Annotated in this window: 17 protein-coding genes; 6 read left to right on the top strand and 11 right to left on the bottom strand. The window is 46.6% G+C overall.

Annotated features, from left to right (window positions below):
* From A1D16_RS05250 to A1D16_RS05230, 5 genes are all read right to left on the bottom strand, one after another.
* Positions 1-844: lipid A biosynthesis acyltransferase (locus tag A1D16_RS05250; protein ID WP_290708217.1), on the bottom strand; the 844-nt coding region annotated here is incomplete at its 3' end.
* Positions 845-929: 85 nt separating this feature from the next.
* Positions 930-2,531: an L-aspartate oxidase gene (gene nadB / locus A1D16_RS05245; protein ID WP_290708216.1), complete on the bottom strand. Its 1,602-nt coding sequence runs from the start codon at positions 2,529-2,531 to the stop codon at positions 930-932.
* A complete protein-coding gene (locus A1D16_RS05240) occupies positions 2,528-3,208 on the bottom strand; it encodes a lysoplasmalogenase (protein ID WP_290708214.1) in 681 nt (226 codons plus the stop codon). Before A1D16_RS05240 ends, nadB begins: the two co-directional genes overlap by 4 nt.
* Complete coding sequence (locus tag A1D16_RS05235) at positions 3,208-3,996, bottom strand: hypothetical protein (protein ID WP_290708213.1); 789 nt, start codon at positions 3,994-3,996, stop codon at positions 3,208-3,210. Before A1D16_RS05235 ends, A1D16_RS05240 begins: the two co-directional genes overlap by 1 nt.
* A 27-nt stretch (positions 3,997-4,023) precedes the next feature.
* The gene (locus A1D16_RS05230; protein WP_290708212.1) at positions 4,024-4,986 is read right to left on the bottom strand and encodes an aldose 1-epimerase; all 963 of its coding nucleotides are present in this window, start codon (positions 4,984-4,986) and stop codon (positions 4,024-4,026) included.
* 39 nt (positions 4,987-5,025) lie between these two features.
* On the opposite strand from A1D16_RS05230, the gene A1D16_RS05225 reads away from it, so the two are divergent.
* From A1D16_RS05225 to ispG, 4 genes are read left to right on the top strand one after another with little or no spacing between them, the layout of a single operon-like run.
* The gene (locus tag A1D16_RS05225) at positions 5,026-5,790 is read left to right on the top strand and encodes a penicillin-binding transpeptidase domain-containing protein (protein WP_290708211.1); all 765 of its coding nucleotides are present in this window, start codon (positions 5,026-5,028) and stop codon (positions 5,788-5,790) included.
* 21 nt (positions 5,791-5,811) lie between these two features.
* A complete protein-coding gene (locus tag A1D16_RS05220) occupies positions 5,812-6,810 on the top strand; it encodes a VWA domain-containing protein (RefSeq protein ID WP_290708210.1) in 999 nt (332 codons plus the stop codon).
* Entirely contained in the window at positions 6,807-7,439 is a 633-nt protein-coding gene (locus A1D16_RS05215) for a tetratricopeptide repeat protein (protein ID WP_290708208.1), read from the top strand. The genes A1D16_RS05220 and A1D16_RS05215 overlap by 4 nt, the downstream gene beginning before the upstream one ends.
* A gap of 44 nt (positions 7,440-7,483) precedes the next feature.
* The gene (ispG, locus tag A1D16_RS05210) at positions 7,484-9,502 is read left to right on the top strand and encodes a (E)-4-hydroxy-3-methylbut-2-enyl-diphosphate synthase (RefSeq protein ID WP_290708207.1); all 2,019 of its coding nucleotides are present in this window, start codon (positions 7,484-7,486) and stop codon (positions 9,500-9,502) included.
* Here the strand turns inward: ispG and A1D16_RS05205 are convergent, their stop codons facing one another.
* From A1D16_RS05205 to A1D16_RS05180, 6 genes are all read right to left on the bottom strand, one after another.
* Complete coding sequence (locus A1D16_RS05205) at positions 9,503-10,054, bottom strand: hypothetical protein (RefSeq protein ID WP_290708206.1); 552 nt, start codon at positions 10,052-10,054, stop codon at positions 9,503-9,505. It abuts the gene before it with no gap.
* A gap of 152 nt (positions 10,055-10,206) precedes the next feature.
* Positions 10,207-11,289, bottom strand: a complete 1,083-nt coding sequence (locus A1D16_RS05200; RefSeq protein ID WP_290708205.1) for a hypothetical protein — start codon at positions 11,287-11,289, stop codon at positions 10,207-10,209.
* 17 nt (positions 11,290-11,306) lie between these two features.
* A complete protein-coding gene (locus A1D16_RS05195) occupies positions 11,307-12,656 on the bottom strand; it encodes a vanadium-dependent haloperoxidase (RefSeq protein WP_290708204.1) in 1,350 nt (449 codons plus the stop codon).
* Positions 12,657-12,703: 47 nt separating this feature from the next.
* Complete coding sequence (locus A1D16_RS05190) at positions 12,704-14,260, bottom strand: vanadium-dependent haloperoxidase (protein ID WP_290708203.1); 1,557 nt, start codon at positions 14,258-14,260, stop codon at positions 12,704-12,706.
* Positions 14,257-15,243 carry a hypothetical protein gene (locus tag A1D16_RS05185; protein WP_290708202.1) on the bottom strand — a complete coding sequence of 329 codons (987 nt, stop codon included), beginning with the start codon at positions 15,241-15,243 and terminating at the stop codon, positions 14,257-14,259. The genes A1D16_RS05190 and A1D16_RS05185 overlap by 4 nt, the downstream gene beginning before the upstream one ends.
* 181 nt (positions 15,244-15,424) lie before the next feature.
* Positions 15,425-16,009, bottom strand: coding sequence for a hypothetical protein (locus tag A1D16_RS05180; protein WP_290708201.1), 585 nt, complete (start codon positions 16,007-16,009; stop codon positions 15,425-15,427).
* A gap of 146 nt (positions 16,010-16,155) precedes the next feature.
* Here A1D16_RS05180 and A1D16_RS05175 point away from each other — a divergent pair, with 146 nt between their 5' ends.
* Positions 16,156-19,518 (top strand): methylmalonyl-CoA mutase family protein, encoded by a 3,363-nt coding sequence (locus tag A1D16_RS05175; protein WP_290708200.1) that lies wholly within the window; start codon positions 16,156-16,158, stop codon positions 19,516-19,518.
* Positions 19,519-19,570: 52 nt separating this feature from the next.
* A partial coding sequence (locus tag A1D16_RS05170) for a hypothetical protein (protein WP_290708199.1) occupies positions 19,571-21,233 on the top strand: 1,663 nt, incomplete at its 3' end.

Raw genomic sequence — 21,233 nt, 5'->3', positions numbered from 1 at the left:
CTTTTTTCCATCTCCGATGACTCCATAACCACATAGCCGGATCCTGCCGGATGGTTTCTTCCAGAAAATCACGATACATCCGGGTCAGTTCACCTTCAGGCAGGGATACCGGGTCTTCGGCTGCAATCTTCACATGGAGATAATAATAACCTCTTTTCTCTTTGGTTATATGTACAAAAGCTACGGGCAGGTTACCTGTTCTGGCCCCTTTTTCGGGTCCGGGTATAAAAGCCGTAGGATGGTTGAAAAAATTTAACCAGTACGCCTGCTGAACATTGGCCGGTACCTGGTCAGCCACCAATCCCAACAAATAGTGTGTATCCCGGTAAGGAAGCATGCTTTTTTTCATGCTGGTAGCCGGCAGCAGAATAGTGCCGGTTTTACTTCTTAGCTGACGGAACAATTTATCCATCGCCTTATTTTTTAAAGGCATGTACACGCCAAGAAGCGGGTGTTTACAATAATATCCATAAGCCAGGTTGGCGAGTTCCCAGTTGAAATTATGCCCCATATGAACCTGACACCGAAGCCCCCGGTCATACAAGTCGTTTAACTTTTCAAAATCTCCCTGCATTCTGCTGGTAATAAAGGATTTACCTGCCGATATAAGCTTGATGGTTTCAATAAACGTATCTATGAAATTTCGTTGAAAGGTCCTCCGGATCCGGGTTCTTTCGAGGTCGGTTTTTGCAGGAAAAGCCAGGCGCAGGTTATTATTTACAACAGCTCTTCGGTAGCCCGCCAATTCAAAAATAAGCCAGCCTAACAGGTCGCCCACGGCATATAAAACCCTGATGGGTGCCAGCGAAACAAGGTATAAAAAGCCATAGACGAAATAATACATGAAGGGCGGTGATTTTTACAAATGTAATGGCCAGCCTCGCCAGCACCAAGTTTACTGGGGGGAGAAAAACACGGTATTTTGAGGGTCAGAGGGTGATATTCTGAAGAATCGGGCTTTTTTCAGGGTAATCTGTGTTATAATGCAGCCCCCGGCTTTCTTTTCTGAACTGGGCTCCTTTTACGATCAGGTAGGCAACCGTTATCATATTTCTCAACTCACCCAGTTGAGGGGAGAGCGTGGTGCTTACATAAAGTTTTTCGGTCTCCTCCCAAAGCAGGTCCAGCCGGCGCATAGCTCTTTCCAGGCGCACATTGGTTCTGACAATACCCACATAATCACTCATTAATAGTTGTAATTCCTTCAGACTCTGGGTAATCAGGATCATTTCTTTTGGATCGGTAGTGCCGGCTGTGCTCCAATCTGGTATACGATCAGGATCAATTGTGCTGCCTGGCTGCCGGGAGGACGCCTCAAAAGCACGGTGTCCAAAAACCATTGCTTCTAGTAAAGAATTACTTGCCAGGCGGTTGGCTCCATGTAACCCGGTGGAAGCACATTCGCCGGCAGCATACAAATTCCGGATAGAGGTCTGGCCCCATTCGTCTGTTTTTATTCCTCCACAGCTATAATGGGCTGCCGGGGCTACCGGAATCTGGTGCTGGGTAATATCGATCCCAATCGACAAACATTTCTCGTAAATATTCGGAAAATGATGAATGAACTTTTCTTTGTCGAAATGCCGGCAGTCGAGAAATACATGCTCTGTACCCGTAATTTTCATTTCGGAGTCAATTGCTCTGGCAACAATATCCCGGGGTGCCAGGTCTTTTCGCTCATCGTAGCGTTCCATGAAGGCAGCGCCGTATTTATTACGAAGAATACCTCCGTCTCCCCGAACCGCTTCGGTTATCAAAAAAGCCTGTCCGCCGATGCCGGGCTCATACAAGGCAGTGGGGTGAAACTGGATAAACTCCATATTTTCAACCCTTCCTTTTGCACGATATACCATGCCTACCCCGTCGCCGGTTGCAATGGAGGGGTTGGTGGTTGACCGGTATACCTGGCCATTTCCACCCGTAGCCAGCAAGGTAGTGCCCGCCAGTATTTTTTCTATGCGGTTGTTAGTGGTGTTCAACGCATAAACACCGTAACATTGAATATCGGGCGTGCTTTTGGTAATCAGGTAACCCAAATGATGCTGGGTAATGAGTTCAATCACAAACCAGTGTTTATGGAATTCAATATTGGGGTATTGTTGCACTTTTTCGATCAAAGCTCTCTCCATTTCCTTGCCCGTAACATCTTTATGATGCAGGATGCGGTATTCACTATGCCCTCCTTCCATGCCCAGCGCGTAATCGCCATCTGCATCTTTATCGAAATTGGCACCCCAGTTAATTAGCTCCCGAATACGCTCTACCCCTTCTTTTACCACTATCTCCACCACTTTCTCATTACATAACCCATCTCCGGCAATCAGGGTATCATTGATGTGTTTTTCAAAGCTGTCGTTTTCGAAATCTGTTACCCCGGCAATACCACCTTGGGCATATTTCGTGTTGGTTTCATCCGCCGCCGCTTTTGTAACTACCGTAATTTTTTTATCCGGAAAGCGTTCTGCCATTTTAAGGGCATAGGTTAATCCGGCTATTCCGGATCCGATTACCAGGAAATCTGTTTGTATCATTTGATGCGCGCTATTGCGTGAATAATTAATAATTGGGCCAGTCCGTAGGTTAGCATTATAGCAACACTTGCTAACGCAAATGGTTGTACGAATTGATTGATGGCAAGCAAACTATCAGAAACCACAAATAATCCGGCTCCTGTAATGAGCAGCCTACCGGTAAAATGGAGCGGGTAAGTGGCGGAATGAACGGCCAGAATCAACATGGATCCGATGGCAAGCGCATACCCGAACACCGGCCATTTTAATTCGGAAGGCAGGTGCTGGAATAACCATCCGTATAATAGGGTAATATAAATGACCACCCCGATCAACACCGGCCAGTTCCGGTTCTCCTTTTGCAGGTTTTGCTTCCTGATCCGCCAAAAGATCCAACAATACAAGAGCTGGGCGATAAAAAAGGCCCCCAAGCCTGCCATAAAATAACCGGCTGCAGACTGCATCAGGAAAATATCTCCCAGCCAGGAAAAAAACAGGGCCGCCAAAACCAGTACCCGATTGTTCAACCCTGGGGAGGTAACAGAAATAAAATAAACCAACAGCCAGGCCATTAATAGGGGCTTCGTGATAAATCGAACCAATTCCCAATCAGCCAGGATAGCCAGCAAATGAATTGCCAGTAACAACAGGTAACCCATCAGCCAGCCATTCTTGTTTGCCGGTTTTTTTTGGTGCATTAATAACGAATAATGATTTCCATGTTTTTGGGCGAATCAAGTGCCGCTATCATATCTCCCTTTAAGGTAACGGTTTTTTTATCGGATGAAATAACGGCTGCGGTATTGCTTACAGACTTCACTTTTCGCGGAAGTTTGATGGTCAGGTTCATACTCATATCGCCCATCATGCCCAACATACCTTTGGATTCCTGCAATTTAGGATCAGCCATCAGGCTGTCGTAACGGGCCTTGTTTAACGTACGGCTATACTCTCCGTTACTGAACTTAATATCATACATAGAACTGATTTTTTCAATTCCTGTACCTGTTCCACCGCCTGGAATCATACCTGGTTGATCTGGCCCCGGCTGTTGTGCTCCACCCAGGTTTTTGAGCGAATTACCCATCATACCCATTTCGTTCATGGCATTGTATAACTTGTTGGCATCGCCCAGGTTTTTGAACGGATAATCCATCTTCATTTTAAATAGATTTTCCTTCATGTTCATCTGAATCTGCATTTTACCCTCTCTTAAAAGAGCTTTCTTTTCGGCACTTAATTCCTGAACAGTATCTACCAGGTCCTTCATCAGTATGGTAGTGTCCATGGCTTTTTCAAGTCCGTCTTTCTGAAGGTCTTCTGCCGAGGCAAACCCTTTCAGCATCTCGAACAATTGCCCCATATCGGTCCGGACAGCCATGTTCCCGGAACCATCTTCCCTTATTTCAACCTCTTCTTCAATCTGTATACAGGCGGTAAACAATACTGCAATAAGGCAGGCCCAAAGGAGTTTAAACTTTTTCATTTATGTGGTTTAAAGATTAGAGACAAGTTAATTGGTTTCATTGATTTGTACGCTATAATGTACGGTCATCGTTTTAGTTTCATCGGGCGCCAGCTCTACTAATCCGATGCCATTGTTAAAGCAGTTGGGGGCGGCACTCAGGTTTTCTATAGCAATACTTTTCCGATCGGGTGGTGTATACAACTGAAGGTATGGATACGATTCGTCTGTAATAAATCGAATGGATATGCCTGATTCGGGAGCAGACAATTCGCACACCGGTTGGCCGGCGGCAGCGTCAATCAGGAAGCAATTGTCAAGTACAGTGGCACCAAATGGTTTATTGGCATTGAATTCCTGGTAAGGCAGAATTTTTCCGGTGGGGATCAGTTTATCGCTGAATTCCAGCATGCCTTTAGCCGGAAAGCGGAGCCAGCAATTGTTTACCGTATCGCTCAATTGAAAATAAGGATGCCAGCCATCTGCAATAGGAATTGGTCTGGTATCCTTATTGGTAAGGGTTGTTTGAATCTGCAGGGTATTGCCGGGGAGTAGGGTATACCTTATCTGACAGGTATAATGAAAGGGATAACCGGGGTCTTCGGCATTAAAATCGTAGTCTAGCAATACCGAAGAAAAAAAAGCAGTTGTATTTTGTTCCCTGATTTCAAAGTTTTTGTTAAACAGTAATCCATGTATGGCAGAACCATCGGGGAAGCGGTTGGCAAATTGGTAAGAAATTCCCTGCCATTGATAGCTGCCATTTTCGATACGGCAGGGGAATGGCGAAAGTTTACTGCTTTTGTAACTTAGCGAAAGCTCCTGGTCCAGGGCCGCTTTATTAGCGTAGTTATTAATTATATTAACCGGCCCATTTGGTGCATTTACCGTGAAAGCGTGTAACATGCCCCCGAACTCTGGTGCAATAGATACGATACAGGAAAGTTCATCATCGTGCAGGTTAAGTAGCCCGATGCCTTTTTGGCTGGAATGGGTGATGCGAAATCTCATGGAGCAAAACTACCTAACTTTGCGGCACAATTTTGAATTATGCGTTATCTCTTAGGTTGGATTCTTATATCCCTGGGTTTTATTGCCTGCTCGCCCAATAACGTGCGGGAGGATGCAGAACTGGCTAGCTTGCTTACAACTGAAAAGCTGGAGGGGTCGATTGGCATATTTCATAACCTGAGCGGCGATTTTGTGCTCAGTGATAAGAAATGGTTTCGGGATAGCGCGGTGAACCCGGGTTCCAGTTTTTATATCATTCAATCGCTTATTGCCATTGAAACCGGCCGTCTGAAAGATGACAGTACCGTGGTAGGCGGAACGAGCCTGTACCAGGCATTTCGGGGAGATTCGCTTGCTTTTTTTCAAAACCTTGCGCAGGCTATTGGTAGGGATACGTTACAGAAATGGCTCGATACCCTTGGTTATGCCCGGAGGTACGATACCCCCCGCATTACCCAACCGGATCGTTTTTGGTTAGACAATTCAATGAAAATTACGGCAGATGAACAACTGGGTATCGTAAAACGGCTTTATTTTGATCAATTACCCTTTCAACGTCGTACCCATGCTCTGGTGAGTGAGCTCCTGCTGATGGAGGATAGTGCGGATCATAAAATTGCGTATAAACTATCTGAAACCCGGAATACGGACGGAACCCGTGTCTTATGGCTGCAAGGCTGGAAAGAAATCAGGCAACACCCTCATTTTTTTGTGATTCAACTCAGCAGCAGAGACGAAGAAGCCGACCTTAAAGCGGCAGCAAAAAGAATTCTGGATAAGGTTTTGGCCGGCTTTTTGCCCTAAATTGCCTAAAATCACCGACCCTTGTTCCGATTAGAAAATCCTTTATGGCTTAGTGCCCTGTTATTGGTGCCCATGCTGCTGGCAACCTACCTTGTAACCCAGCGCCTGAAAAAACGTAAACTGGCCCAGGTAGGTGACCCGGCATTAGTGCATTCACTCACCCGTTCCTTCTCCCCCCGCAACTATTTACTAAAATTCCTGGCTGCCATGGCTGCCCTGGTTTTTTTAGTACTGGCTATTGCCAACCCGCAGAAAAAAGGAGCGGCATTGGACCAAAACCGCCAGGGACTTGATGTGATGTTGATTATGGATGTTAGCAAGAGTATGTTGGCGCAGGATATTCGACCCAACCGCCTGGAACGATCGCGGCAATTGATGAGCCTGCTAATCGATCAACTTTCCAATAACCGACTGGGTATGATCTGGTTTGCCGGCAGGGCCTACCTCCAAATGCCGCTGACCTCTGACCTGTCTGCAGCCAAATTATTTTTACAAACTGCCGGACCAGATGCAGTACCCACCCAGGGTACCGTTATTGGTGAAGCGCTTCGGCTGGCAGGCACGGCATTTAATAGCCAGGAGCAGAAATATAAAGCAGTGGTGCTTATCTCCGATGGAGAAGACCATGACCCCGAAGCATTGGGTATTGTGAAAAAACTCGTTGAATCGGGTGTTATGATCAATACGGTTGGTGTGGGGTCTATGCAGGGCGCCACCATTCCTGATCCGGCTACTGGTGAAGCCAAGAAAGATGGGTCCGGCAACACCGTTATCAGCAAACTAAACGAAGAGCAACTGAGAACGCTTGCACAGGAAGGAAATGGAACCTATGTGTATTTGCAGGATGCAGCTTCAGCCGCTGCTACCATCACAACCCAATTGAATAGCATCGAAAAGAAACAATTGGAAGACGGAACCCGGGTGCAATACAACAGTTATTTTTACTGGTTTCTGATAATTGCCTTCGGCCTTCTGCTGGCCGAGCTATTCCTGTCTGAACGAAAAGCATCTTTGGTATGAAAACACAGATAAGCAGTCTCCTTTTATTGGGTTTTAGCAGTATTGCGATGGCACAATCATCCCAGATCAGGGAAGCGAATAAACTGTATAAAGAAGGCAAATTTGATGAAGCAGTGGCGCTGTATGAGGAGGCCCTCCGAAAAAACCCGGGCGATCTAACTGCCATGTACAATCGTTCCAATGCCCTGGCAAAAAAAGGCGATAAAGCTGCTGCAATGGAAGGGTATGAGCAAATCATACGGGAAGGGAAGGATCCACGGCTGGTAGAAAAAGCGTATTACGATAAAGGGGTGCTGCATCAGCAACAGCAACAACTGGATGAAAGTATAGCTGCCTGGATGGAGTCGTTGAAAATGGATCCGGATGATAAAGAGGCAAGGGAAAATTTGCAAAAAGCATTGAGGGAGAAGAAGGAGAAAGAGCAGAAAGAGGACAAGGAGAAGGAGGACAAGGAGAAAGACAAGGAGAAAGAGAAAGACAAGGATAAAGAGAAGAAGCCACAGCAGAGTAAGCTGAATAAAAAACAGGTGGAGCAACTTCTGAAGGCATTGGAACAGAAAGAAAAGGAAGTACAGAAGAAAATGCAGCAAAAAAGTGGAAGTCCTACCCGGCCGGAAAAAGACTGGTAACAACCAAGCGGATTCGGTTGTTATCTTTACCAAAAATCGGAGCAATGGAATATTACAGCGACTCGCTGACCAGTTATAAGAGATTGATTACCAGAGAAGTTAGTATAGGTGACCTGTTACTTGGAAATGGACACCCTATCCGAATACAAACCATGACCACCACTGATACGATGGATATTGAGGCTACGGTAGCCCAATCAATCCGGTGCATTGAGGCAGGCGCGGAACTGGTTCGGATTACTGCCCCCAGTAAAAAAGAAGCAGAACAATTAAAATTCATTAAGGAAGCCTTGCGCCGTCAGGGATATAATACTCCATTGGTAGCCGATATACATTTTACGCCCAATGCCGCAGAAATAGCTGCCCGTATTGTTGAAAAAGTGCGGGTAAATCCGGGTAATTATGTCGATAAAAAGAAATTTGAACAAATAGATTATACCGATGCTGAATATGCAGAGGAAATTGAACGGATCCGGGATCGTTTCACGCCCTTGGTTAAGATCTGCCGTGAATATGGAACAGCCATGCGGATTGGTACCAACCATGGTTCCTTAAGTGATCGGATTATGAGCCGTTACGGAGATACGCCGATCGGGATGGTAGAAAGTGCCATGGAATTTCTCCGGATTTCGAGGGATGAAAACTACCACAACATCGTATTGAGTATGAAATCTTCCAATCCGCTGGTGATGGTGCAGGCCTATCGCTTACTGATTCAAACCATGCAGCAGGAATTTGGAGAAATTTATCCACTGCACCTGGGTGTTACCGAGGCGGGGGATGGAGAAGACGGCCGGATCAAATCGGCAATCGGAATCGGCACCCTGTTGGAAGATGGCATCGGTGATACGATCCGGGTATCCCTGACCGAAGATCCTGAATTTGAAGTGCCCGTATGCCGAGACCTGGTAAAACGATACCAGGCCAGTACGGAAGAATTGCCGCCTGCCAGCGCTGGCCTGGTGCCCGCTATTCCTGCTGCCGGACCAGGTTACACGCCGTTTGAGTACAAACGAAGAGAAAGTTTTGCAGTGGATCTTATCGGTGGCGGACAAGTGCCGGTTGTAGTGGCTGATTTTAGCAACGTTGAAAAAATTGAGGCAGCTGACCTGGTGGCAATTGGTTATACCTACGATGCAGTTACTGATAAATGGAGCATTGGTGACGCGGCAGCAGATTTTATATTTACCGGGCATCAGCTACTTGATTTTGCATTACCCGGTTCACTGAAAGTGATCTGTTACCCGGCTACCTGGATTTTGGCAGAAGACAAAGAAAAATATTTTCCCATTTTCCAGGATAGTGGTTTTGTGGAAGCGGGGCAGAAAAGCGACCGGTTAAATTTTGTGATGGTGGATTGCTTCAATGAAGAAAACCCACTGAATGGATTTACCTGGCTGGAGGAGTTGAAAAAGGACAAGACGGTTGTGCTTTGCCTGAGTAGCACCAATCGCCATGCTATGCAGTCTGTTCGACGTATGATGATGGAGCTTTTACAGCGTCAACTGCTGAACCCTGTTATTTTGATAACGGATAGTAAATGGACCACCGTGGACGAACACCTAATTCATTTTGCTACCGAAACAGGAGCTTTACTGCTGGAAGGGCTGGGCGATGGGATCTGCCTGGGTATATCCGCCGCCACACCCCTTGAAAATGTTCAGGTTAGTGGCAGAACCTATCTGCCGGTGACCAATATGTACCAATTCATGAACAATACTGCGTTTTCCATATTGCAGGCTACCCGTACCCGCATTTCTAAAACAGAATATATATCCTGCCCAAGTTGCGGCAGAACCTTGTTTGATTTGCAGGAGACTACGGCAAAAATCCGTTCGGTAACCCATCATCTGAAAGGGGTAAAAATTGCCATTATGGGCTGCATCGTAAATGGCCCGGGCGAAATGGCGGATGCTGATTTCGGTTATGTAGGCAGTGGCCCGGGTAAAATTACCCTATACAAAGGTAAAGAGGTAGTGAAACGGAATGTGGCCAGCGAGGTTGCGGTGGATGAACTCATTCTCCTTCTGAAAGAGAACGACGCCTGGGTAGAGCCCTCTTGATCAGAACCTGCGAAGCACGGCGCGTTGATGGCTGCGCATACCATAGGTTTTGATTTTGGGAGTAGTGGTATCTCCGCCCCCGGTAATTACGATCGGTTTTTCCTGAAAATTATAGAACTCAACCAGCAGGCTGTCGCCCGAAAGCTGGTAGCTGTTTAGTATGGTATTGCCCTCTACCGTAAAAGTTCCGCAGAACCGGTCGCCGATCAGGAATTGGTCAAGTACAATACTGTTACGCTCATCTATAAGCCAGTGGCCTCTTTCCTTATTAAAGGGTTTCAGCAAATAGGGCCGGTTATCTTTTTGAGCTGTACCGTACACAATTCGCCAACTATAGTGGTCGGTGCTGTCTGCCGGTAGAATATGGAGCTCCATCATTACCCCTGGCCGCTCCTGTAAGCCCTGGTGCCAGGTGAGCGCTCCTTTCCATTTACCTACCCAGCTTTTGGGAAAAGAGGCTTTTCCTGCTTCCTGAGCAGTACCATATTGTACAAAAACCACCAGCAATAATGCTGATAAGATCGGTGTTTTTATTCCGGCTGATCTCCTCATATTACCTGTTTGATAACTGCAAAAATGTGGATAAATCACGGAAGGCATCATTCTTGCTTGTATAATTGACAAGTTTTTTATCTGTACTCTGGGAAAAAAGAGGGCGTGATGTTCGCATCACGCCCAACTTTTAACTCAAACTAAAAACACTATTAAAACCTGACTGAATAACCGAGATTGATGGCGTAATCAGCAAAAGCCGCATCGCCATGCCTATACGTTCCACTGGTAATAGTAGCTGCTTTATCCGTTACACTGCGGGTACGGTTTCTTTCCAGGGCAACTGGTACGGTTAAAAAGAAAATTGATTTTTTCTGCTGCAATACCAAGCCGGGTTCAACTGAAACCACATAACCGGGCCTCCGGAAATAGTTACTTGCGCCCAGGATATCTTTTACCGGAATTCCTTCTATCCGCCCACCGACACTACCCGACAAACCTTTGAGGCTTCCTATAAAATTGTATTGAAAGCCGATACGGGCCATGTACTGATCAGCCACACTCATAATAGCTTCGTTGGCTAAAACCGGGCTCAGGGTTTCCCGGTAAGTTCGGGTACCGTTCTGCTCACGCGGGTTGGAGAGATAAAAGAAATTTCCATACAAACCTGCCAGCGGAGAAAAATTATAAAAGCTGTTCAACTCTACGGCTATGCCGGTTCCGCCATCGCCCAATTGAATAGACTGGTCCACGGGCCGAAGCTCGCCATTCGAATTGGGACCAACATTTTCAAAGAAATCCTTGTAATCATAATCACCGGTTGGCAGTTTTAGTCCTGCCCCCAGTTGAAAATTACCTTTGCTGTGTTTGGCCGGATCAATCATCCAGCGATAGGCCATGATGCGCATATCTCCCATGCCAAAAGAGCGGGTATTGTGCCGTTCGGTTCGGCCGTGCTCATAAAGGGAAGAGCGCTTGTTCACACCGATCGGTAATCCAACTAATAAAGACCACCTGTTATTGATCTGTTTGGAAACAGAGAGGTCTAGCAGGTGTTGCCAGTTGATTACTTCGGTGTTTTCTTTTAATCGTTCTTTCTGTTCTTCACGGCCTTTGAAATGACGGAATGATTTAAAGTAGCGATAGCCCATATTAAACTGCCAGGAGCCGGCTTCGATTTGCTGGCCACTTACATTACAACTGGAACCGCCACCGCGGATGGCCACACAGCCCTGCGATCGGGCCTGAAGAGTAAAGACTAAGAGCGTTACGGAGGCGAATACAAATTTTTTCATGTCAATTAGTAAGGGGATTATTTTTTCATAGTTAAACGGGCTACAATTATTTCTCCAACCCGACGGCCGGATTCAAGCCCTAATTCATTATCAAACCTGAAATGGATGCCGCCGTACAAGCGGCTCATAGCGGCTTCCTGGGAGGCCTGCCGGAAAGATTTTATTTCGCGGTTAGCGATCCCGAATTCCAGTAAGGAAGTGTCGGTAAAGGATAAGTTATCACCCAGTACGCTGGTCATAGCTTCTGCCGTTGCAGCCGATGCGGTAGCATGGCCGCTTGGAAAAGAAGGGAAGGGGGGTGTTTGAATATAAGGGCGCCATTCCGGATCCACCAGTTGGTTGATGACTGTTTCGGGGCGGATATAGTTATAGCTGTATTTCCCTTCCCAACAACTAATAAAACCATCAAATAAAGCAATGGATGCTTTCGTGTAAGCGGTAACGGTAGTGTTGAAATCGGCGCCTGCCTTTTTGGCTGCAATGCCTACAATATTCATCCAATGCCCGGGTGGCGAAAATTTTTTGGTAGCAAACATTACATGCCCTGTAACATTCATTTTGAATGGGTTGTCGTCCCAAAAATCGGCTATATGTTTTTGCTCATCTGTGAGGCTGTCTCCGATATTTTTTACCTCCATCATTGCCTTGTAGAATTCACTGCTTTTGTTGGAAGGGTCAAATTTGGGAGGCAGTAAGGCTCTGCAAACAGATGCGCTATCCAGCACCAGGGTCCTGATTTCCATCCAGTGGGGTTCTACCGCCTGGGCGTACATAGGCGGCGTGGGAACATACCGCCCGGGCTCCTCTGTAACCGTATAGCGCGTAGCGCTGCGCGTTTCAGGATAATTGTCCTTTTTGGCCCAGGCCAGGATGGTGGAAACGATGGTATCAGAATACGCAACGCTGCCCGAAATCCTGTCGGACGGCATGCCCAAACTATCGGCCATATTCAAAAGTTCACCGTAATAATCCATCAGGCTGCCTTCAGGAAAAGTAACGGCATTGCCCACTTTGGTTAATGCAAGCAGGGCGGCCAGAGGAAAATCTATGGTGGCTGTGTCCTGGGGTACTGGCATAACAGGCAGATGACGGATCTGGCCTGATAAACTCTGGTAATGTGCAGGATCGCCCGCAGCTATGATCTCATAGGCAGCAATGGTTGCATACGCATAGTTACGACTGGCTACCATCGGCGGAAAATTGTTTTCCAGTACTACATCATTGAGCTTCTTAACTGTTTTGCAAAAAAGAATAGGATCGTGCAGGGAAGCTGCATAATCGGTTTTTGCTTTACAGGAAAATAGAAATACCAGTTCAGCCATTAGCAGGGTACTGAAGAGCAGGCTTCGATTTAACCGTTTGTTCATGTTTTTTATGTTGTTCAGAATTTATGTTCCATTATACGGGAAGGTGTTTACTCTGCACCATCCGTCCGGGCCCGCTGGATGGCATATTCACCTACTTTATTGCCGGTGGTTAACCCAACAGCACAATCACTTCTGTAATGGATACCTCCATACACTCTTGATATGGAAGCTTCTGCTGCCATATCGGAATACGCTTTGGCACGTTCCGGGATGATATGTCCCAGAATAGTGGCAGCCGCTCCACTAAAGGTAGAATGACCTGAAATATAGGCCGGAAAATTGGGTATGCCGGTCAGTGTTTTTATGCTGGGGTCTAGCTGGGTAGGCCTGGGATTGAAATAAAAATACTTGGTATCCCAGCAAACTATGGCAGCATCCATTAACGCCATATTAATGAGGGCCATATTTCTTGCCCAGCGTACTTCACTGAAGTCCTTTTTAATAAAATCTTCTGCAGCAATGGCATCCCAGTGGCCGGGCGGCGTGTACGTACCCACCCCGTCTGCCCAATAATGAACAATCCGGGTTTGCTCACGGGTAGGTTTAGTGATGAACTTATTCACTTCTTTCACTTCTTCCTGCATTTTAGCGCTGGTTACGGAGGGCGGCGGACCAGGACGGATAGCAATAACCGTCAGCGAATCAAAAAGGAAGGGTTTAACTCTTCCGAAACCCGGTAACATGGGCGGACGTTTGGGTAGTTCCAGGCTGTACCAGGGCTCCTCGCCCCTTGCAATACAATCGTCTTCCAGTTTTTTCCAGGAAGCGGCATTGCCAGCCGCAGCACCTGCATAATCGCCTCTTGCCCTGGCAACAAATTTTTGAGCAACGGCTTTTCCCAAAGCTTCACCAGCTTCCAGCTCACTGCGCACATTGGCACCGGCAATAATGCGCGATTTTTTATGTTCTTCTGCCATGGCCTGGATGAAGTCCTGATCTCCCGGGAAAAGCAGTTTTAGCATTTCAGTTGCAGCGCCTGCAATTACTGCATCTTCGGAAGGATAAGAAGGAAGATCAGAACCTGGAATTAAACGATTGATGCTTTCGTCTACTTTGTCAGGCGCGGGGCGGTTATATAAATATTTATAATGCCAGGCAGCCACCAACGCATCGTATTGTGCGGCACTAACATATGCATAGGCTCTTGCCGCATATGGCGGATTGGAAAATGGAAATAAAGGATACGCCAACGGGTTATTGGCACTGGGAAAGGGGTAAGTACCATCATCGTTCTGATAAGGCGGCAGGTTGTGTTTCGCTACCAGCTCTCGAAGAATTTCATTCCAGCGCAGAATGCCTCCGGCTCCCCAGTATTTTACTATTCTTTTTTCTTCGTCGGTAAGCTCTGCCTGGGTTGCTTTGATCTCATTGAGTTGTGCAATGTAGTCGGGGGTAGTGGTAGGGGCAGGCGCTGCTACTGTAATTTCGCTGCTGCTTTGCAATAGAACAGGTTTCCAGGTGCCTGCATTGGCATCGGTGGAAGCGGGGTTTAGTGCAGGCAGGTTACTGGTACGGTCATTTATATCTTTGGAGCAGGAATAGAAAATGCTTGTTACGGCCAATGCAATAGCGCCTGTGGTCAGTAAAAATTTATTATTGTTCATGGCTGATTACTTAGGTTGTTATCGTTTTTACCTGGTTGTTTCCTGAAATAAAAGGCATAAAAAATACCTCCATTGTAAGAAGTGGCCTGTCCCATATTTCTACCGGCAATGGTATGGCTTGCACCTGCCAGGAAGGAGAGGTTGGTGTGCACGGGAAGCGTATATTTAATACCTAACCCCACCTGGGTGGCATTCATCCGGTTACTGGGGAAAGGCATATTGTTTCTGGTCATATCAAATCCGCCCAAGGTAGTATTGTTCCCGATCATAGCTTCTGCAATCAGGTATTTTCCCCGGTATCCGGTACGGAAGAGGTAGTTGGCTACATGCGGCATTTTTATTTCCTGGCTGGAGTGCAGTTCTGTATCATAGTAGGAAGTACGGTCAATGGTAACATTGCTGCGGTAAACAAAGGCAGCACTGGCGGTTGCAAAAAAATGGTTCCGGAAATAATCAACGATACCTCTTCCTGTAAGATTGGTGGTACCCAGGCCAATGGAGAGGGGCAGGTGATCGACCACATAATTGCTGATTGGGGTGGAAAAACCCCCGACCAAAAAGAAGGATAATTTGTTTTTGCCGGTTTGCAGGGTATGTGCTTTCCATTTTACATGCAGTGAAAAATCCTGCAATCCTTCCATGCCACGTAGTGTTCCTGCGCTGGCTTTGGTCCAGATTTGGGGAGCACTTACCATAACGTTCAGTTTATTGGTAATGCCGTAGTTGGCCATAAAGGCCAATGATTTGGCGGATACGGTTCCAAGGTTCAGGTTATTGCGCTTTAATGTTCCTTCCCAATAATGATCCCAGGAAGAATAGCCATAAACAAACCCTGCACAAAACTGGGTCTTGTTCATCATAATGGCGTCGGTTTCGGTTTGGGCGTTGATCTCTGCTGTTGTAATAAAAAATAGGGTAAGCGTAAGTAAACAAAGGCGATTTATTTTTCTTCCTGCGGCAGGCAGGTTTGGGTGGTGATGCATAGCAGTGTAGTTAATTGCTAACGTAATAACATCATTGGTCCTATTCCAATGAGCATGGTAATAGTTGCGTCAACCCATGGTTGAGCACTTAATAAAATTCGGGGAATTAGTAGCCTGTACACCAGGCCTGGAATACAGGTTTGTACAAACGAACCATCAAGAAGCTTTCCGGCCCCTTGGTTCAGGAAATACAATCCGTCACAACAGCATCCGGCGGTTGTTCCTGTGTTGCTTTGGTATGCTTACAATCTTTCAGTTGAAAAAGATTGTAAGAGGTCGACAAGGTGCTGAACACCGGTTCAAAGCCTATGACTTCTTCGAACAGGGTAAAGTCCGTGATCGTATTTTTTAAGGCCAGCACGGGTTTAGCCGGGGCCTGTTTGCCTGTTGGATTGCCATGTTGAAGATCGTTCACCAATTGGAAAAAAAGATCTCTTGCATTGGTAAGGTTGGTGGCTAGCGGATTGGAAATACAGCGCATTTCAAGTGAATCGTTGTAGATCCGGCGCTCAACATATTGATAAGTAATTCCTTGAACAGAAATTGTTCCGTTGGTTCGTTCAAAAATTGGTGAATTGGTAAAATAGGGAAGTTCGTTAATCGGCACTTTAATCGTAATCAGCTCCGCTTCATCATAACCCAGGTTATCCAGTTCTTGGTTAAGTGTTTGGTAGGAACGTTGCTCCAACCAGGAAAAAACAGCTCTATAGCCCACTACATTGTAGAGGAGCATACTCATAAAAAGTATGGCAGCTAGTTTTTTCACCCCCGTAATATAGGAAAATTTTCGAAATCTGATGCGCTTTAGCGGTCGGCTGCCGGCCAGTTGGCAAAGGGTAGGAGAAACTAACAGGTGTTCGTAATTTGGGTTGTGGGTTGTACCTTTGGCAATCAATTGAAAATGCTGGATTTATGGGACATAGAAAGGAAAATAAGGTGAGACTTGTAACGGCGGCTGCATTATTTGACGGACATGATGCCGCCATTAATATTATGAGAAGGATTCTGCAGTCTAAGGGAGCCGAAATCATTCACCTTGGACATAACCGGTCTGTGCATGAAATCGTAGAAGCTGCTATTGAAGAGGATGTGCAGGGAATTGCTATTACCAGTTACCAGGGGGGGCACGTGGAGTTTTTCAAATATATGAAAGACCTGTTGGATCAGAATGAATGTGGTCATATCAAAATCTTTGGTGGAGGTGGGGGAACCATTTTGCCGGAAGAAATAAGGGAATTGCATCAATATGGCATTACACGGATTTATTCACCGGATGATGGACGAAAAATGGGGCTGGAAGGTATGATCGAGGAAGTGATAAGGGAGTGCAGCTTTATGTTGAACGGAACGGCTTACAAACGGCCCATGGGTTTGGGCGAGGTGAAGGATGTAAGAGTAGTGGCCAGGAAGATAACGGAAGCGGAAAGGGGGGAAGTGGAAAAGGGGGAGGAAAGGGGGAAAGAGCTAAAGGGGAAGAAGGGATGGGCTGTATTGGGGATTACGGGTACGGGTGGGGCAGGAAAATCATCGGTAACCGACGAACTGGTGCGGCGCTTCTTAAACCGGTTTACGGATAAAACAATTGCCGTGCTATCGGTTGATCCTTCTAAGAAAAAGACCGGCGGTGCGCTATTGGGCGACAGGATCCGGATGAACAGCATTTCATCGCCCAGAGCCTACATGAGATCGCTTGCAACAAGAGATGATAATGTAGCCCTGAGTGGTTCTGTACAGGAAGCCATTGATATTTGTGCAGAAGCGGGTTATGACCTGGTTGTACTGGAAAGTGCAGGGGTTGGTCAATCAGATGCCTCCATTCTCGATCATTGTGATGTTAGTTTATATGTAATGACTCCTGAATATGGGGCGGCATCCCAATTGGAAAAAATCAATATGCTGGATTATGCAGATGTAATTGCGATAAATAAGTTTGATAAAAACGGAGCATTGGATGCCTTGCTGGAAGTGCGGAAACAATTTAAACGTAACCACCAGTTGTTTACGGCAAAAGATGATCAGCTTCCCATTGTAGGTACTATTGCGGCTCAGTTTAACGATAGCGGCGTAAATGAATTATTTGAAAAATTAATAGGGGTAATACAACAAAAAACGGGTATTTCATTTGGGTTGGAAGAAGCGGTTGTGCATCACCAAAATACCACTGCGCAATCGATGGTGATTCCTCCGAAACGTGTGCGCTACCTTGCGGAAATTGCAGAAGCCAATAGAGAATACAATAAGTGGACACAGGAACAATGCCGCGTGGCCAGTAAATTATACCAATTACAGGGAGTGCTGCAAGAGGCAGGTATGGAAGTATTGCTTCCGTTGCAGGAAATGAAAGAACGGTATGAAAAAATGCTGGATCATCAGTGCAGAACACTGTTAGACAATTGGAAAGGGCTGGTAGATAAATACAATAAGGATTTTTTCGAATACCAGGTACGGGATAAACTTATCCGTCAGCCGTTGACAAGTTTATCGCTTAGCGGAACAAAGGTGAAAAAAGTAGTTCTGCCAAAATACCAGGACTGGGGCGATATTTTACGCTGGCAGTTGCAGGAAAACCTGCCTGGTGAATTTCCCTATACAGCGGGTGTGTTTGAACTGAAGCGGCAGGGAGAGGATCCCACCCGGATGTTTGCCGGTGAGGGCGGCCCCGAGCGTACCAATAAACGATTCCATTATGTGTCGGCAGAGCAACCGGCAAAACGCTTGTCGACCGCTTTTGATTCTGTAACGCTGTATGGAGAGGATCCAGCGGTACGGCCGGATATCTATGGGAAAATAGGTAATAGTGGGGTAAGCATCGCCACTGTGGATGATGCCAAAAAATTGTACAGTGGATTTGATTTGTGTGATCCCCGTACATCTGTAAGTATGACGATTAATGGTCCTGCTCCGATTCTTCTTGCATTTTTTATGAATGCTGCTATTGATCAGGCGGCGGAAAAATGGATAGCAGCCAACGGGGGAATTGAGCAATGGGTAAAACCTGTATTGGAGAAAAAGTACCAGCATTTGCAAAAGCCGTTATACTATAACCCTTCCTCGCCAGAGCGCTTACCCGAGGGCAATAACGGGCTTGGATTGGGGTTACTTGGCCTAAGTGCAGAAGAAGTGGTGCCACTAGATATATATCACCAGTTGCGTGCCGAAGCGCTGAGCCAGGTACGGGGCACTGTGCAGGCCGATATTCTGAAAGAGGACCAGGCGCAGAATACCTGTATTTTCTCCACCGAGTTTGCCTTAAAACTGATGGGCGATGTGCAGGAATACTTTATCAAACAAAAAGTGCGGAATTTTTACAGTGTAAGCATTAGCGGGTATCATATTGCGGAGGCGGGAGCCAATCCTATAACACAACTGGCATTTACACTGGCTAATGGGTTTACCTATGTTGAATATTACCTGAGCAGGGGTATGCATATTGATGATTTTGCCCCTAACCTGTCTTTCTTTTTCAGTAATGGAATGGATCCGGAATACAGTGTAATAGGGCGGGTGGCGCGCCGAATCTGGGCCAAGGCCATGAAAGAAAAATACAAAGGGAACGATCGTAGCCAGAAACTGAAATACCATATCCAAACATCGGGTCGTTCGCTCCATGCGCAGGAGATAGATTTCAATGATATCAGGACTACCCTCCAGGCCTTGTACGCGATTTACGATAATTGTAATTCTCTGCATACGAATGCCTACGATGAGGCAATTACTACGCCTACGGAGGAAAGTGTGCGGCGGGCGATGGCTATTCAGTTAATTATTAACCGGGAACTGGGGTCGGCTAAGACGGAGAACTTCATTCAGGGTTCGTTTTTGATAGAGGAAATGACCGATCTGGTGGAGGAAGCCGTATTGGCGGAGTTTGATCGGATTTCCGAGCGGGGAGGTGTATTGGGAGCGATGGAGCGGATGTACCAGCGGAATAAGATCCAGGAGGAAAGCCTGCATTATGAGCAACTGAAGCATACCGGTGAGCTGCCGATCATTGGGGTGAACAGTTTTTTGAATAAAAAGGGATCGCCTACGGTAATACCCGGGGAAGTGATCCGCAGCACAAGGGAGGAGAAGGAACAGCAGATCCAGCAATTGCAGGCGTTTTGGAAGCGGAATGAGGGTAAATCAGCCCTGGCGTTGAAGCGATTAAAAGAAGTGGCGACGGTAAATGGCAATCTTTTTGAGGAGTTGATGGAGACGGTTAAATACTGCTCATTAGGCCAAATTACCCACGCATTGTATGAAGTTGGTGGTCAGTATCGAAGGAATATGTAGTTTAGGTGTCAGACAGGTGTTAGAACGCTATCCTTACACCTGTCTGACACTTATGAGAAAATACCTACTAACGATGTTAGCACTGGCCGCCGTCAACGGCCATGCTCAAACGAAAAAGAAGACAGAAAACATTTCTCCGATCTCCCTGGAAGAACAGTTTCGAACCGTTCGGTTTCGGAATATAGGACCCTTCCGCGGAGGTAGATCAGTGGCTACCACCGGCGTGCCGGGAAATGATCAGCATTATTATATGGGCACCACCGGAGGTGGACTGTGGAAAACCACCGATGCCGGCATTACCTGGAAAAATATTTCCGATGGCTATTTCGGAACAGGATCGGTGGGCGCAGTGGCCGTAGCTGAATCGGATATAAATGTAGTTTATGTCGGAATGGGAGAGCATGCCCCCAGAGGGGTTATGACTTCCTACGGTGATGGCGTTTATAAAAGTACCGATGCAGGTGCCAGCTGGAAAAAGATGGGCCTGCCAGGAAGCCGTCAGATAGCGGCTATCCGCATTCATCCCAAAAATCCTGATCTGGTATATGTTGCCGTACAAGGGGCCCTGAACGGCCCATCGGAAGATCGGGGAATTTACAGGAGTACGGACGGCGGTGCCAATTGGGAAAAAATTTTATACATCAACAATAGCACCGGTTGTTCTGATTTGAGCATGGATAATTCCAATCCCAGGATTCTGTATGCGGCTATGTGGGAACATCATCGGTTGCCTTGGGAAGTAAAAAGCGGGGGGCCCGGCAGCGGCTTGTATAAGTCTACCGACGGCGGATCTACCTGGAAAAAACTCGACCAGGGTATTCCAAAAGAACTGGGTAAAATGGCCATCGTAGTAGCTCCTAGTAACCCGGATAAAGTATATGCATTAGTTGAAAGTGATACGCACAAAGAACAGGGTGGTTTGTTTGTATCAGCTGATGGCGGCAATTCGTTTAACCGGATAAGTAAGGATCACCGCCTTACCACCCGCGCCTGGTACTATATTGAACTGGCTGTGAATCCGCAGAATGAAAACGAGGTACATGCCTTAGGTGCCGAGTGGATAAAAAGTATTGATGGCGGTAAAACCTGGTCCAATCTTTCCACTGCCCATGGAGATTATCACCAGCTCTGGATAAACCCGTCTAATCCACATAACCTGATAATGGCAGACGACGGCGGTGCTTCCATAAGCTTCAACGGTGGACAAAGTTTCAGTTCACTGGATAATCAACCAACGGCTCAACTATACCGGATTAATGTAGATAATCAGTTTCCTTACCGGATCTATGCAGGCCAACAGGACAATACTTCGCTGGTCATCGAAAGCCGAAACCTCTGGGGAGGTTCAATCGGTGAACGTAACTGGTTTTCTTCTGCAGGCGGCGAAAGTGCGTTTCTGGCATTTGACCCCGATAAGCCTACTTACGTAATGGGGGGAAGTTACCAGGGAACCATCGAATTATTAAACCAGGAAATAAAGGAAGGAAAGGGGGTAATGGTGGTGCCACTCCAGTACCAAAGTATAATGCCCAAGAAAATGAGGTATCGCTTTAACTGGAATGCGCCCATAGTTTGGTCAAAAGCCGATGGGGGAAGTTTTTATCATGCCGGAAATCGCCTTTTTAAAACCGTTAATCTCGGTAAAAGCTGGACCGTTATTTCGCCCGATCTGACCCGGAATGATAGTTCTAAAATGGGGCAAAGCGGTATCCCTT

This window comes from Flavihumibacter sp. CACIAM 22H1 (genome assembly GCF_001601815.1).
GTDB lineage: Bacteria > Bacteroidota > Bacteroidia > Chitinophagales > Chitinophagaceae > Flavihumibacter.
The sequence above is the reverse complement of the archived record's forward strand: the minus strand, read 5'-3'. Positions and strand labels throughout refer to the sequence as shown.